The organism is Microvirga flavescens (assembly GCF_003290125.1).
GTDB lineage: Bacteria > Pseudomonadota > Alphaproteobacteria > Rhizobiales > Beijerinckiaceae > Microvirga > Microvirga flavescens.
In genome coordinates this window covers 1,003,527-1,018,165 of record NZ_QMKH01000001.1, presented here as the reverse complement: position 1 = coordinate 1,018,165, position 14,639 = coordinate 1,003,527, and the positions used below count along the sequence as shown (strand labels likewise).

The window sequence follows — 14,639 nt, the reverse complement described above, 5'->3', positions numbered from 1 at the left end:
GAGATGGGGAAAAGCGCCCCCGGACGAACCGGGAGCGCCTTGTCGTTAACAGGCGAGCGGCAGGTCGGCCGCCTCGGCCACGTCCGGCTCGCGCACGAGGCCGGTGTGGCTCCAGGTCTTCAGGCTCTCCCAGGCCCGCCGGTCGAGGCGGAAATGGTCGACCGGAAACAAGCCGCCCCGCGCGTGGAACGTCATGAGGCCCGAGCCTTGGAAGGCGAAGCCGCACTTTTCCAGAACGCGGCGCGAGGCCGGGTTGATCACGCGCGCAGCCGAGGTGAGCTCATTTCCGTCAGTATAGGCGAAGAACGCGTCGATGAGCGCCCGTGCGGCCTCGGTCGCGTAACCCTCGCTCCAGTGCGGCGTGCCGAGCCAGTAACCGAGAAAGGGGCTGCCATCCTCCGGATTGGTGCTGATGCCGACCATGCCGATGACACTGTTGGGCTTACCCTTCAACGTGATGGCGAGGTCGAGCCCGTCCCCATTTGCGTTCGCCTGCCTCGCGTGAAACACGAACCGCTCGGCGTCTTCCTGCGCGTATGGATGCGGAATTCGCGTCGTCATATCCGCGACCGTTTTCTCACCGGCAAGGCGTACGATGGCTTGGGCGTCGGCAAGGCGGGGCCAGCGCAGCCAAAGGCGGCGTGTTTCCAGGCGGAAAACATCGTCACGGGTGAGGTCGGGAAACATGGTCTTGCTCCGATCCAGATTGGGCCGTCTTTCAGGGGCCCGGAAATGCGAAGGGGAGGTGGTATCCCACCTCCCCTGGCATTTTTTGGATCTGGAGCTCGGCCGTTTTAAGGGCCTGTCGGGAGCTTTGGATCCGCCGGGTTCGGTGTGATACCGGCGGGAGCTCCTTCGCTTTGCTCTCGCCGTTTACTCTGCAGCCTCTTGGGCCGGAATGACCGATACGAACGCTCGGCCTTGTTTCGTAAGGAATCGGACTCGGCCATTGGCCGTGGCAAAGAGCGTATGATCCTTGCCCATGCCGACATTGGCACCGGCATGCCACTTCGTTCCGCGCTGGCGGATGATGATGTTGCCGGCAACGACCTGTTGATCGCCGAACTTCTTGACGCCCAGACGACGGCCGTCGGAATCGCGACCGTTGCGAGACGAACCGCCTGCTTTTTTGTGAGCCATGGGTCTACTCCCGTGTTCTGTGTCAGAGCCGTCGCTTATTCAGCGGAGGCCGGCGCAGCTTCTTCAGCCGCAGCCTTGGTGGTCTTCTTAGCCGCAGCCTTCTTGGGCTTCGCGCCACCGGCGAGGATCTCGGTGATCCGAACGACGGTGTAATCCTGGCGATGCCCGCGCTTGCGGCGCGAATTCTGGCGGCGACGCTTCTTGAAAGCGATAACCTTGTCACCGCGGGTGTGCTTCACCACCTCGCCGGCCACGGTCACGCCCTCGACGAGGGGGGCGCCCACCTGGGTGCTGCCGTCATTGGTGACCATGAGAACCTGGTCGAACGTGACGGCGGTGCCAGGCTCGCCCGCGAGCGTGGCGACGGTGATGACGTCGTTGGCGGCAACGCGATACTGCTTGCCGCCGGTCTTGATCACTGCGAACATCTTCATTCCTCGTGTTCAAACCCAACTCTCCGCGGGAAACCCGCAGGGTCGGCTTTTTGGCAGTTTCCGGCTTCATTCCACGGAGGCCCGAAGGCCGCCGCAACGAAACACGCGGACACAAAGGCCCGCGCGTACAGAGCGCTTCTCTAGGGGAACGTTCCCGCCCTTGTCAACCAAGAACCCTGCGAAAACCCGACAAAAACCCGCCTCGGGGTGCTTGAAGCGGAGTAAGACGCATGATATCCACCCCGCCTCAACCAGCGGGGCTTTGGCCCTTCGCGACCCGGAGAGGTGGCAGAGTGGTTGAATGCACCGCACTCGAAATGCGGCATACGGGCAACCGTATCGGGAGTTCGAATCTCCCCCTCTCCGCCATTTAACTCTATAATTTCATTATGATTTCTTAGAGTTTGACCGGGGCCGCCGAGACATCCAAAACAGCCCAATAGATCAGTCCGTCACACTGGTGCCACAACGACGGGCGATCGACTATGGCGACGATCCGCAAACGCTATTCTTCCTGGCAGGTGCAAGTGCGCCGCCAAGGCTTCCCTCTCTTCGTCAAGACCTTCTCATCTCATGCCGATGCCACCGCTTGGGCAAGGGACAAAGAACGAGCCATTGATCGAGATGAACTGACACCAAGTCATAGAGACTTGAGGCAAATCACCATTCACGACCTACTTTGTCGTTATGAGAAAGAGATTACGGCCAAAAAGAGGGGAAAAGACCGAGAGCAATTCAAGCTGCGCCTTCTGCAATCCCACAACCTTGCAGTCGAGATCTGACCAGCGGATTTCGAACAAGTAAGCGTCCGGATCGGCGGCCTCAAAGCGCCAAGCTCTCCAACGTCGGAACGCGACGGTCCATAACTCACTTTGGCGCTCCGAATCAGCTTTTTCCGGAAAGCCTTGAGACAATTCACAAACTCCACCCGGCATGGATCTTCCGGATTTGTCCTTACCTCAAGTGCGAAAGTCTCAATATAGGCTTGAACTGCATCGGAAGAGATGTGAGCGAGAGCATTGCCAAGCGGTATCTGCAGTGACGAGAAGTTCGAAGGATATCGCCCAAAGGCGGTCATCCAAGCCTTCCATGTAGTCGGGTCAGGCGACCTTACACATGAGGCCCGTGACATGGTCGGCCATCTCTTCCGATAGCATGAATCCAGTAGGTTGACGATAAACTGAAAGGAACACTGCAGCGAACTCAACGAATGAATTTTCGGAGATAAGCGCAAGCTTGAAGCGTTGCTCCATTGAAACCAAGCCAATGACTTGCATGGCAACAATGGCCTGTCGCAGATTGCGCAAAGCCCCACCCAGAGGTAAGAGATCATATCGTGCCAACAGCCTGATGGTCGCTATGACCTCAGAAGACGGTTGACTGACAGCTTCGAGCCGCGGCCAGAGCATGGCAATTTGAGGCCAATCCTGCGCAGATTCTGCTTCGATGAAGCGCACCACGAGCTCTCGTTCCCAGATAGGGACATGAGATACGTCCATACCGACGAAATTGGATCGCAAGCCCGCGAGTATGGATACCAGTTCGGAAAGCAGCGCCTTGTTGTCACTTATCTCAGGCGACAATGCGTCAATGAGATCACTATCTCCGACCAAAGCTGGAGATGACGATCAAGGCCGCCATGAGACGGCTGCGCGATGGATTGCTCTCGAGTGACGAAGAAGCAAGGGTCGCGCGAAGCCAGCGAAAGAGTGCGACCAAGCGCAACGAAGGTTGGCCGCTGTTTTCAGCCGACCGGCGAACCGATATCACTAATTCACTGATACCTTCCTGGAGGGCGGCGTAGGCAATTTCTTGGCGTTCAGCTTCATCAGTTTCTGCCGGTAAGCCCCTTTTACGTAGAACCTCCTCGGCGAGCTGTAGCGGGCTGATTTCTTCGCCGGGAGCGATAGTAGCATCAAGGGCACGGCGATCTGATTGAGGTACTTCGTCACGGCCGTTTCCAAATCAGATGCTGCGGTTCATCAAGATGATTCCATAACTCAAGAAAAGCGTCGGCAATGAGCTGTCCATCTCCAACGCGCTGCAGCATATGGTGCTTTTTGCCAAGGCTGTTGACGGAAGTGCCAAGAGACCACGCCAGTGATCCCTCGCTAGTCTGAGGAAAGATCAAAAAGCGGTCGTGAAAGTCCCAGCCACGCGCACCGAAGCAACCCCGAAACTCCAGCTCCAATCCCCGAAAGTTACTGTTTGCGTTGCTAAATGCCTCTCGTTGTCGTGAACACATGCAATGGGCGAACGGCTCCATGCCCCTCTTTTTGAAGAGCCTTCCACCCGAGGGAACCGGTGTCTAGTACCGCGATAAAGTTGTCTCCTGCGCTGATGCACAATCAGAATGATAGAAACCCGGACTTTCTGATGGGGCCTCGCCGAGCGCCACGCGAAATGAGACTGCCAAACCACGTGGACTTTACCGACTTTGGTGAATGGTAAGGCCCGAGCTTGCCAATCGAGCTGTGTGACGGCAATTTCAGCTTAACAAGACGTTCAGCGGGTATTTGCCGGCGATACATCGCATCTGTGGAAAGCCGGCGGTCAACGCATCTCGGCAAGTGTTTGGCGCCGTACCTCCGATACAGGGGTCTGGGTGTCGAAGGTGTCTCCCGCAAGTAGGGTCGTCGACGCACCCTGCACTCGTGCATGCTCGCCAAGCCTATCGATCGCTGCGCGCCGCACCTCGCGCAGCTTGGCGGATAGATCGTCCGAGAACTACACGAAGCACTTACCCAGATGCAGGTCGCTCGAATCTATGAATCGGAAGGTCATCAAGAATTTCTATTCTGCCCTGCCATGTGACGCGCGCGCAATTGCCTCGTCCAGCCTTGTGCGCGCGGTCGCGGCAAGCCGCTCGACGCCCAGAAGTCGGGCCATGCCACGAGCCGGATCTGGCATGTCGAGTAGATCAGGATTGTCGATGACGACCGATGCGAGCTCGGCAAGGGGAATGTCGGCAATTGCACGCCGCGACTCTTCATTCGCAGAAGGGCGGTAGCTCAGCACATCCACTATGTGCCCCTTCTTCCATACGAAAACCCCGCTGGATTCGCTCGTCGTATCGTAGCTGCGCAGGTGGAGGTCGATCCTCTCGCGAATGCGGCCGCCTGTTCGCAACCAGCCGTGCGCTCGCGCGACACGTTGCGCCAGCACGTCGGCTGGCAGAGGGCTCTCTGCGTCCATCACGATCTCAATCATCTCCCTAAGCGTATCGCTATAGACGAACTCGTAAAAGAGATCTGGCTCTGCCTTGAACATCGAAAGATCGGTCACGCGATATCCAAAATTGCTGGCCGGCGTGGGCTCTACTGCAGGAGGAGACGTCAGAGAGATAACTGGTGCGTCCGAAACTGAGAAGTCAGACGACGAAACGAGTTCGGCTTCGTCCGCAGTTGGTGGCGGCGTGACGTCGATTGCCGACGGCAAATCCTCATCTCGAATTTCCTCGATCCCCTCGACCTCGTGCCCCAAGTCCCAATGCGTTTCGGCCGCTGCTTCCTCCACCGCCCGCCGCTCACGACTGGACTGGAGCAACGCTTCAAGGTTTTCGTGCAGCCGTTCGGAACAGCCCTTGGCATCGAACCACCATTCCGTCGACCAGACCCGGAGTATGTTCCACCCTAACCCTCGCAGAACCTGTTCGCGTACCTTGTCGCGGTCACGCGCGGTCGCCGACCCATGATAGGTCGCGCCGTCGCACTCAACGCCCGCCAGATAGGCACCTGCGAGGTCCGGATGCCGGACACCGAGATCGATGCGGAAACCGGAGATGCCAACCTGCGGCACGACCATCCATCCGCGCCGCTCCAGTTGCGACGCGACCGCTTCCTCAAAAGGAGAATCGAATCCGCCGACAGAGCCGCGGTCCTCGGCGGGCAGCGCAATCGCGCCGCGCTCTGCATAGTCGAGAAAGACTTTGAGGTGATTGACCGCAAGCGCCTTCGTCCGACTCGGGTCGATCTGATCGGCTGTAAATCCTGAGAAGACGATCAGTTCCTGCCTTGCGCGAGTCACGGCCACGTTGAGCCGCCGTTCGCCGCCATCGCGGTTCAATGCGCCGAAGTCCATGGTCAGTTTCCCTGCCATGTCCTTCCAGAAGGTGATCGAGAACAGAATCACGTCCCGCTCGTCGCCTTGCACGTTTTCCAGGTTCTTCACGATAGTCGGCTCGACCCGCGCTTCGGCGAAGAACCATTCGAGTTCCGGCTTCTCCCTCCGTGCCGAGTCGAGCAGGTCCAGGATCAGCGACTGTTGCTGCGCATTGAAGGTGATAATGCCGAGTGTCGGGCGTTCCCGCTCCGTCATCTTCAGCCAGCGTTCCATGCGGGCCACCGCCTCGGCAACCACAGCTTCCGCCTCGATGCGGTTGGTCCGGCTCTTGCCGCGATCGTAGATGCCGCCCGGAACCTTGTGTAGGCTGACCGCCCGGTCCTCGACCGCCGGCGATGGGAAGGTCACCAGACGATTCTGGTAGTAGTGATGGTTGGAGAAGGCTATCAGGGACTCACTACGGCTGCGATAGTGCCACCTCAGGTCGCGCACCGGGATACCCGACGCTCTCGCCTCGTCTAGGATACTCTCCAGATCCTTCTCGTGATCGGCGACATCGTCCTCGTCCTCGTCCTCGTTGCGGCCGAAGAAGTTTGTCGGCGGCAGCTGCTTCGGATCGCCGACGATGATTGTCTGTCGTCCGCGGGCAATCGCGCCGACCGCGTCCCAGGTCGTGATCTGCGAGGCTTCGTCAAAGATCACTACATCGAACAGCGCCTGGTTCGGCGGCAGGTATTGGGCGATAGACAGAGGCGACATCAGCATGCAGGGCGCGAGCTTTGGGAAGGCCTGCGGCATCTTATCGATCATGTCGCGGATCGACTGGCTCGGCCTCTGCAGTTCCATCTGGTGGCGAAGAAGTCCCAGCTCGGAGTTTCGTGGAACACCCGTCACGGCAGGGAGCCCGTGGGCCACCGCGCTGATGACGCGACGAGTCGCATGCGTCCGCACCATGTCGTCGATCTCGCGAAACTCCTTGATGGCATTCTCGTGCTGGAAGCGTCTGAATGCTCTCAGGATCGGATCGGCGTCCAGAACCTTGGGCAACCACCAGCGGGCATATGCCAGCCGGAATACCGAGCGTGTCTCACCGGGAGCGGCCGTCCGGGCTTCCAGTGCTTCAACCAGCGGTCCGAGCCCATTGTGGACAGCGCGTCGTCGGACGCCGCACCAAGCGGACCAGTTGCGCAGAAGATTGCGCGCCTCGGCAAGGCCCGTCATCTGCTCGACGATCCCTCGCAGGCTCACCTGCGAACTGAGCTCCCTGCCGGCAACCTCGGAGAATCGTTTTCTGGCCGCATCCATGCCCTGCATCGCCGCGAGGAATTTGGTACCGACATGCCGCAGTTGATCATCCGGATTTCCGCGTAGGCAGGGTGCGACGGCCTGGAGCATGGGCCGGATTTCTTCCGGGCTTAGTCCGGGCAGTCGCAATGCGTCGCGAAGCGCGCTGGCGAGGTCGAGTATTTCCGCAGCCACAGCGGTGTCAGTCGCGAGACCTTGCACTGGTAATGGCTTGCCGGCGAGCAAGTTGCTGTCGATGCTTGCCAGACATTCCTTCATGCGACGCAAAGGAGGCAGGTCGCGAGCTGGATCGCCATTGCCCTTGCTCGCATAGCCTTGCAACAGCTTCTTAATCTTCCGCTTACCCAGGATCGATTTCGGCCAGAAAGATGCCTCGGCATCTCGCCACTGGCGCTCCAGGGTTTCTGCGTCGATGTCGCGCACAGCGCTCTCCGGGTAGGCTGCCGCCGCGCTTCCTTCTGCTTGCCGGTACTCTTTGATCGAACGGCTCAAATCCGCAAGAGCGCCACTCATCTGTGCGAAATCCCGATCAAAAGTCACGGAGATGTCACGCCCCCTGCTGCGATGCAGCCCAGTCGCGAGCGTCGAAAGCGCCGCCAGTTGGTCGAAGGAGTTGTCGTCCGGTTGAACGCGACCAAGACAGGTCAGGTAGGCGGAGGCGGCTTCCTGCAGAATTTCTGCGGCATTGTGCAAAGACTGTGCCGTGGCGATCAATGTATCTTGCCAGCCGGAAGACCAGTCTTGTGCGTCGACAAGATCAAGAGCGGGATGTCGCTCGACAGACGCGAAGACCAATCCGGCTTCCGCCGCCATGTCCTCCAGCGCCTGTAGGGTCGCCGCGTCGTGAGCATCACGCTCAGCCCATGAAAAATCGGGAGCTGGCGTGTCGCTGGCCTTCAGTGCGATGCCGAGTGCTAGGTACGGTGTCCAGCCGTTCGTATAGCGCCTGTGCAAGGCATCGACATAGGCATTCAACTGGTCGCGGTGAATCCTGAGCCGCTCGTTAACAGCCACCCATTCCGAGGCGTCGATGCCGTTCCCGTGTTCCCAAGCTGCCTTAAGTTGCCCGAGGAAATGCTTTCGATCTGCCTTGTTAGAATGTAGTTCTATGCACTGATTGCCAAGACCGTGCTCGCGAAGGCGCCGGTAGACGACGTCGAGCGCTGCTGTCTTCTCGGCGACAAAAAGCACTGTCCTTCCTTTCGCAAGGCAATTCGCGATCATGTTGGCGATGGTCTGGCTCTTGCCTGTCCCTGGCGGCCCGACAATAACGAAATCCTGGCCCTCAGCAGCGGCAAGGCTCGCCGCAGTCTGGGATGAATCAGCCGGAAGCAGGGAGATGATGTCAGATGGTGCGTAGGTACGATCGAGCTCGCGCTCGTCTCGGAATGACGGCGATCCTTCACCTTGGGTAAACGATTGTTCCGGCGTGTCGATCAAATGACGCACGACCCGGTTCTGGCGGAGTGCATCGGTCCGCTCGACCAAGTCCTTCCACATTAGGAACTTTGCGAAGGAAAAGGTCGAAAGAGCGGTTTCGTCTATCACCTCCATGCCCGGAACTTCGCGAACCGCGCTCCGCATGGCCGCGAGTAGTTGCGGAACGTCAACGCCATTGTCGTCAACCGGCAGGTCGCCCGAGAACTGCGGCAGCTTGAGATCGAAATCACGCTCCAGAAACTGCAGCAAGGTGGCGTTGAAACGCGGCTCGTCCTCATGGAACCGTATGGTGAAGCGCGAACTGGCGCTGCGGCGCTCCAGGCGCACCGGCACGAGGAGGAGAGGCGCACGGTAACTGCGTTCGTCCTCAGGCTTCTTCTTCCACCGTAGGAAGCCCACGGCCAGGAACAGCGTGTTGGCGCCACCTTCAGCAAAGTCGTTGCGCACCTGCCTGTGGAGGTCGATGAGCCGTGATTCGAGCTGTTTGGCATCAAGCGGCGAGGGAAGCTCGTCGCGAAGCAGAGCCTCCGCCGCAAAGGTCCGCTGGATATCGCGGCCGTGCACATCGCGGTACAGCGCCGCGTCCCGTTCGCCGAGCGGATTCTGCTCCGGCAGCGAGATGACGCGAATCGCAGCACCTCCCGCAAGCCGGTCCTCCAAATAGGCGATGTCGGTACACAAGAATGGGATGGTTTTCTTCGAGTCCGGGAAGTTCAGGAGCCGGTTGCGCAGCGTCAAGTCGAGAAGCTTCTTCTGCCACCGGCTGATCCGATCCGCCGCAGTGGTCGGTTTTTCCTCAACCATCTCCTTAGGGAAATCGCCAAGTGACGGTGGCGCAGGCAGTGGAAGGTCCGCAACGGGCTGCGGTTCGTCCTCCGGCATCGACCTTCGAAGCGGTTCATGTGAAGCCAGAGGTGTGATGCCGCCACTACGCGCACGGCGCACATCGATGGCGGCGACGAAGGCCTGCGCTTCTTCTTCGGCGAGACGCCGGTCGAGCGCGCGCTGCGCTGCCTCCATCGTCATAGCGGGGCGATGCGTCACTCCAGTGGTCTCAAAGACGATCAACTCTCGGGAGGCAAGTGCCTTGCGTACCTCTATCTGGTCTGTCTCGATCGCGCTGCCGAATGTGCGCTTTACCAACCAGACGCCCGCAGCAGCATGCCCGTTGAACATAAGAATAACGGGATGCAGACCCGCTGCTTCCAGCGCGGCAGTAAAAAGAAGTGTGGTGTCGAGGCAGGTCGCCAGCAATTCCTCGGCGATCGTCCCAGGCCTTCTGATCTTCTGCCCACGACTTTCAAAGCTAGCCGGGGGCTCTGCATAGTGGAGGCCCATAGAAACGATGGCTGAGTAGATCGCGGCAGCCAGCATGAAGACGCGCTTCGGATCCTGCGACTGATAGCCATCGAGCCCCAAGGGATGACCGTGGGCAGTCAGGCGCTCGGCGGCCTTTCTCAACAGCGACGAGACCGCCGGATCGTTCGGCATCACAAAGGCCGGCAGCAATTGCGCCATATCGGCAACACCACCCCATTCATCCCGGGCAAGGAGCCGCACTGCGTGACGATGCTCGTCAAGGATCTCGGAACCGGCGATGAGTCGAAGTGTGATCTCGCCTCGCTCTGCCTCGTTAAGCCCCGCCAGATAGCCAGCATCGAGTTCGACCTTCCGATCGCCGAGCGGGAGGTGATCGCCGGGAATGACGCGATCAATCGTCCACGTCTTAGGGCGCAGGAAAGCGGGAGTAGATGAGAGTTCTAATCGAAGCGCCTGCACCTCGCGGTCCGATTGGTTTTCGACGCCTATGCTCCGAAGCACGGGGATAGCGTTCTGGTAGGAAGCATAGGTAAAGCTGGATGCAATATCGGCAAAGATCTTCGGTGACCGCAGTTTCTCGACCGCTGTCGTATCAATCGCTAAATGTTGTTGATCGTGCGGTGCCATCGGCGCCCTCCCCCACCGCACACTATCGCTACTTTATATGAACGCGAAAGTTGTAATTTTCTCAGGGGCAATAGTTCCTGAAGGTAAAGCGCCTCTCCCTCGGGGGCGATTTCCGTCGCGGCCCTCTAGCGGGCCGACAATGTTAAAATGCTGCACCGCACATTGTGTTTATATAGTCCTAATTCAGAAGGCTATCCAATACGTTCCTCTCATTGCCTAAGAGTAGATCATACAATTTCATCTTTAGAAGAACTCGCACTGGATCGGATCGGTGCCCTCGTTAAGCTCGTTCACCGTGCCCGGAATGTATTACGTCCCACCATCGGCGAACTCGACCCGGTGTTGAGTTGTCGCCTTCTGATTGAAGTTCTTGCGCTGTCGTCCGCCACCCTGGCGCCCTCCCTGTTCCTAGGTTCCGGGTCCGCAATGAGGCACCCCGCGAGGGGCTCAAACTCAGAACCCTGTTCTCCCACATAGCTTCCCTGTTTAGCAAAAATCTTCCCTGTTTATCTTGCGCAGCCCTAACAGCATAAGCCGCTGATATTGTTGTGAAATACAGCAGTTAGGCCTGTTTGAAGCCAAGCCAGTTAGGCGAACTTCCCAGTATTTTCGCTGAAAACAGGGAACACGACTGGAGACAGGTTCGCGGGTGACTGCCTCCACCGCCAAAAATTATGTCTAATTTTCTGAAATTAAACGATAATTTCAATCGCTCTGGTCTACGGCCCCAACAAGGGGCCTATCAGAGTACTCCCGTTGGCAAGCGGGTCGAAGGTCCTCTGCCCGCCGGATGCATTTTTCCCTGCTAGATGAATAAGGGCGTTTCCTCGGCACGCGCCAAGTTGGCGCCACACGTGCCGAAAAACGCGAAATCCCGGCTATGCCTCCACTTTCAAGCCGACGTCGCCCCTGCGCGTAATGACAGAAAGCGCTGCGGACGCGCCGACGCGTTGGACTTTCACGTCGAGCGCTCCGCCGGCGATCGATAGTCCCCGCAGCGTCAGCTCGTCGAGAAAGTCCGGCAGGAAAGGCCGATCGAAAACGACGTGACGTTCCTCGACATCGAAGCCGAGACCAAGAGATGCCTGCAACAGGGCGAGCGGAGCCGCCGCTGCCCATGCCTGGGGAGAACAGGCTACGGGATAGGAGACTGGTCCCTGGCAGCGCTGTCGCGAGAACCCGCAAAACAATTCCGGGATGCGTCTCAAATCGAAATAGATGGAGGCTCGGAACAGGCCCTCGAAAATCCGGGCCGTCTCGGCGCGGAAGCCGTAGCGCCTCAGTCCCAGAGCAATCAATGCATTGTCATGTGGCCAGACCGAGCCATTGTGATAGCTCATGGGATTGAAGCGGGCCTCCCCGATACCGAGCGTCCGGACGCCCCAACCGGAGAACGAGGTGTTGGCCATCAGAGTGTCCACGACTGCGCCGGCTCGCTCGGGAAATGCGATACCGGCAAAAAGCGCGTGCCCGGCATTGGACGTTCGCACCCGGCAAGGCCGCTTTTCGCCGTCAAGGGCAAGAACATACGTTCCGAGTGCCGGATCGAAGAATGCGGCGTCAAACGCCGTGCGCAAGGCATCGGCTCGGGCATCGCATCCGGCAGCTTCGGAAACGCTGCCCAATGCTCGCGCCAACGTGGCTCCGGCACGCCATGCCGCATAAGCATAAGCTTGTACTTCGACGAGGGCGATCGGGCCTTGCGCAAGGCGACCATCCGCATGGAAGACGGAGTCGTGACTATCCTTCCAACCTTGGTTCACAAGGCCGTCGCCTCGGCGTCGACCGTACTCGACAAAACCGTCTCCGTCCCGATCGCCGTAATCCTTCAGCCAGCCGAGCGCCGCTTTGACAGCCGGCCATAGCATCCGGGCCGTTTCGATATCGCCACTGCGCTCGAGATAGGCTCCGGCCAGCATCACGAACAGCGGAGTTGAGTCCACGCTGCCGTAGTAGCGCCGGAACGGCACCTCCCCAAGCTCCGCCATTTCACCGAAGCGAACCTCGTGGAGAATCTTCCCCGGTTCGGCATCGGCTTCAGGATCAAGCACCTGTGCCTGATTTCTCGCCAGGTGAAGAAGGACGCCACGGGCGATCGATGAATCCACCCACAGAGTCTCGAATGCAGTGATCAGGGCGTCGCGTCCAAATACGGTGCTGAACCAGGGCACCCCGGCGTAAGGATAAGCTCCCTCAGGCGTATCCGTGACCAGAATAGCCAGATCGCCTATCGCCCGTCCAATCCCCTCATTGAAGTGCTGGTTCGATGACACGACAGCTGCGGCCCGAGCGAAGCGAGCGCGAAGATCGGACCGGGATCTTTTTAGTGCGGAGCGAAAGGAAAGACGGGGGCTGAGACCAGGCTGCCTTCCGTCGCAGCGAATTTCCATGAAGACGGTGAAGGTTTCCCCCGGCGCGAGATCGATCCGGTACAACCCTCTGTCAGCGGCGAGTTCAGTCGGCGGCGGCTCGAAGGCGAGCGAGGTTCGGCGAATTTCGTCGTCGAGGCCCGTATAGGCGAGATGAACCCTGTCGTGCTCGACCACAGGCGTTGCGCGTGTCCCGCGGCGGAGCCTCTTTTCTCCCCGCACTTCGAAAAGATCCGCGAAATCCGCATCGAATTTGAGGGCGATGTCGAAGCTGTGCCGTACCACATCGAAATTGCGAACCAAGAGGCTCTCGTGACAAGCTGATCGATAAAGAAAACGCGAGCGGCGGATGTGGATCAGGTCATGAAGCACTTCATTCGATCCCTCCCGAGCGGGAAGATCGGGATTTGTCAGGTCGCAGGTCAGCGTCGCGTTGTCGTCCCGAACAGTGGAGCTGAGCAGAAGCGGACGCACTCCTTCGATCGTCAGGATGAAGCGGGAAAGATGCCGCGTATCGCGGTGAAACAGACCGTGGTGGCCAGACAACCCGGGAACGGCATCGCCATGGGCGTCGAAGACGGCAAAGGTATCGTCATGCTTCAACGTCCGCGGCGTCGTTTCGATCTGGGATGCTGCGGCCGAGATGACGTAGTCCGGTTCCTCAGATTTTTGAGGAACCAGTTTGATGACAGCAGCTGCGTCAGAGTGCGGCATTACGACTTCCGTTGACAACCTTGAGCTCGGGCTTCAGCGGTGCAGGCGCGGCGAGATTCTCATAGATCGCCGCATAATCGCGCGCCATACGTTCCGCCGTGAAGCGTTTCTCGAAGATGCGCCGAATGGTGGCACGATCAAGGCGATCAAGATCGCTCACACGCGAGACGGCCTCCCCGACGGAAGAGACAATGTAGCCTGTAACGCCATTATCCAGAACTTCCGGAACGGACCCGCACGCAAAAGCGATAACCGGTGTTCCGCAGGACATGGCCTCGATCATGACGAGACCGAATGGCTCCGGCCAATCGATCGGAAAGAGCAAAGCTTTCGCTCCGCCGAGGAAACTCGCCTTCTCGCGCTCGTTAATCTCACCGATAAATTCGACACCTGGGGTCGCTTTGATCATTGGGGAGATCACATCCTCCCAATAGCCGACGTCCGCACGGTCCACCTTGGCGGCAATCTTCAACGGAAGACCGGCGCGCGCGGCAATTTCGATGGCACGATCCGGTCGCTTTTCTGGCGAAATGCGTCCGAGAAAAGCCAGATAACCTTCTGGCTTCGGATTGAACGGTAAAAGATTGATTGGAAGTCCGTGATGAACCGTTGCAACCCAATTCACCGGCGGCATGGGCAAGCGCTGATGATCCGAGATCGAGACGAGAGGATATTCCACGAAAGCCGAGTAGAGGCGGTCGGCTGCCGGCAGATCGACGCGTCCATGCAGAGTCGTCAGACAGCGATGGGCCGTTTTCCGAAGCACAGGATACGGCAACGCCTCAAGGTGGTTATGAATCACGTCGAATTCGTTCGCGCGCTGGCGAACGTTCTCCAGCATGAGGAGGTGGTAGATCAAGGGGTCTACCGGACCCGCCGACAACCTCAAGCCCGTCTCGCACACAGATGAAAGTTGCGCGGACGTCCGGGAATCTCCACTCGCGAACAACGTCACTTCATGACCGGCGCGAACCAGCTCTTCTGTAAGGTATGAGACAATACGCTCCGTTCCGCCATAGTAGCGTGGTGGAACGCTTTCGATGAGGGGCGCGATCTGGGCAATACGCATGACACTCTCCTCGCGAGTCACCGAAGGTGGAATATCGCCTTCAACGGACAAAAGTCGGTTTCTGACTCGGCATTACTGGCGACGCAGTGCTCACTTACCGTTCGACCCGTCCTAATCCACGAGTCTGTGACAACAAGTGGCGAAAATTCGGCCATGAAC

The 14,639-nt window shown here is 59.0% G+C and carries 9 protein-coding genes and 1 tRNA gene; 2 read left to right on the top strand and 8 right to left on the bottom strand.

The window, feature by feature from the left end; all coding sequences use genetic code 11:
- Nucleotides 1–45: 45 nt before the first annotated feature.
- The 3 genes from DQW91_RS04555 to rplU all read right to left on the bottom strand — a co-directional run bounded on the left by DQW91_RS04555 (nucleotide 46) and on the right by rplU (nucleotide 1,568).
- Nucleotides 46–687 (bottom strand): GNAT family N-acetyltransferase, encoded by a 642-nt coding sequence (locus DQW91_RS04555; RefSeq protein ID WP_112662317.1) that lies wholly within the window; start codon nucleotides 685–687, stop codon nucleotides 46–48.
- A 186-nt stretch (nucleotides 688–873) separates the two neighbouring features.
- Entirely contained in the window at nucleotides 874–1,140 is a 267-nt protein-coding gene (gene rpmA, locus DQW91_RS04550; RefSeq protein ID WP_112662316.1) for a 50S ribosomal protein L27, read from the bottom strand.
- A gap of 35 nt (nucleotides 1,141–1,175) precedes the next feature.
- Entirely contained in the window at nucleotides 1,176–1,568 is a 393-nt protein-coding gene (rplU, locus tag DQW91_RS04545; RefSeq protein WP_112662471.1) for a 50S ribosomal protein L21, read from the bottom strand.
- A gap of 285 nt (nucleotides 1,569–1,853) precedes the next feature.
- Here rplU and DQW91_RS04540 point away from each other — a divergent pair.
- Nucleotides 1,854–1,943 (top strand) — tRNA-Ser (locus DQW91_RS04540).
- A 116-nt stretch (nucleotides 1,944–2,059) separates the two neighbouring features.
- Nucleotides 2,060–2,356, top strand: coding sequence for a hypothetical protein (locus DQW91_RS04535; RefSeq protein WP_112662315.1), 297 nt, complete (start codon nucleotides 2,060–2,062; stop codon nucleotides 2,354–2,356).
- A gap of 318 nt (nucleotides 2,357–2,674) precedes the next feature.
- Here DQW91_RS04535 and DQW91_RS04530 read toward each other — a convergent pair whose 3' ends face one another.
- The 5 genes from DQW91_RS04530 to DQW91_RS04500 all read right to left on the bottom strand — a co-directional run bounded on the left by DQW91_RS04530 (nucleotide 2,675) and on the right by DQW91_RS04500 (nucleotide 14,480).
- The gene (locus DQW91_RS04530; protein ID WP_157961340.1) at nucleotides 2,675–3,034 is read right to left on the bottom strand and encodes a hypothetical protein; all 360 of its coding nucleotides are present in this window, start codon (nucleotides 3,032–3,034) and stop codon (nucleotides 2,675–2,677) included.
- Between the two features lie 488 nt (nucleotides 3,035–3,522).
- A complete protein-coding gene (locus tag DQW91_RS04520; RefSeq protein ID WP_198411770.1) occupies nucleotides 3,523–3,840 on the bottom strand; it encodes a hypothetical protein in 318 nt (105 codons plus the stop codon).
- Nucleotides 3,841–4,367: 527 nt separating this feature from the next.
- Nucleotides 4,368–10,328 carry a DUF3320 domain-containing protein gene (locus tag DQW91_RS04510; protein WP_112662312.1) on the bottom strand — a complete coding sequence of 1,987 codons (5,961 nt, stop codon included), beginning with the start codon at nucleotides 10,326–10,328 and terminating at the stop codon, nucleotides 4,368–4,370.
- An 878-nt stretch (nucleotides 10,329–11,206) separates the two neighbouring features.
- The gene (locus tag DQW91_RS04505; protein WP_112662311.1) at nucleotides 11,207–13,411 is read right to left on the bottom strand and encodes an amylo-alpha-1,6-glucosidase; all 2,205 of its coding nucleotides are present in this window, start codon (nucleotides 13,409–13,411) and stop codon (nucleotides 11,207–11,209) included.
- On the bottom strand, nucleotides 13,398–14,480 hold the full coding sequence (locus DQW91_RS04500; RefSeq protein ID WP_112662310.1) for a glycosyltransferase family 4 protein: 1,083 nt from the start codon (nucleotides 14,478–14,480) through the stop codon (nucleotides 13,398–13,400). Before DQW91_RS04500 ends, DQW91_RS04505 begins: the two co-directional genes overlap by 14 nt.
- Nucleotides 14,481–14,639: the final 159 nt, after the last annotated feature.

Bases quoted from the DNA above. Each gene is read 5' to 3' on its own strand.
- rplU (WP_112662471.1), bottom strand. From the start codon at position 1,568: ATGTTCGCAGTGATCAAGACCGGCGGCAAGCAGTATCGCGTTGCCGCC.
- DQW91_RS04500 (WP_112662310.1), bottom strand. From the start codon at position 14,480: ATGCGTATTGCCCAGATCGCGCCCCTCATCGAAAGCGTTCCACCACGC.
- DQW91_RS04520 (WP_198411770.1), bottom strand. From the start codon at position 3,840: ATGGAGCCGTTCGCCCATTGCATGTGTTCACGACAACGAGAGGCATTT.
- DQW91_RS04510 (WP_112662312.1), bottom strand. From the start codon at position 10,328: ATGGCACCGCACGATCAACAACATTTAGCGATTGATACGACAGCGGTC.
- DQW91_RS04555 (WP_112662317.1), bottom strand. From the start codon at position 687: ATGTTTCCCGACCTCACCCGTGACGATGTTTTCCGCCTGGAAACACGC.
- rpmA (WP_112662316.1), bottom strand. From the start codon at position 1,140: ATGGCTCACAAAAAAGCAGGCGGTTCGTCTCGCAACGGTCGCGATTCC.
- DQW91_RS04505 (WP_112662311.1), bottom strand. From the start codon at position 13,411: ATGCCGCACTCTGACGCAGCTGCTGTCATCAAACTGGTTCCTCAAAAA.
- DQW91_RS04535 (WP_112662315.1), top strand. From the start codon at position 2,060: ATGGCGACGATCCGCAAACGCTATTCTTCCTGGCAGGTGCAAGTGCGC.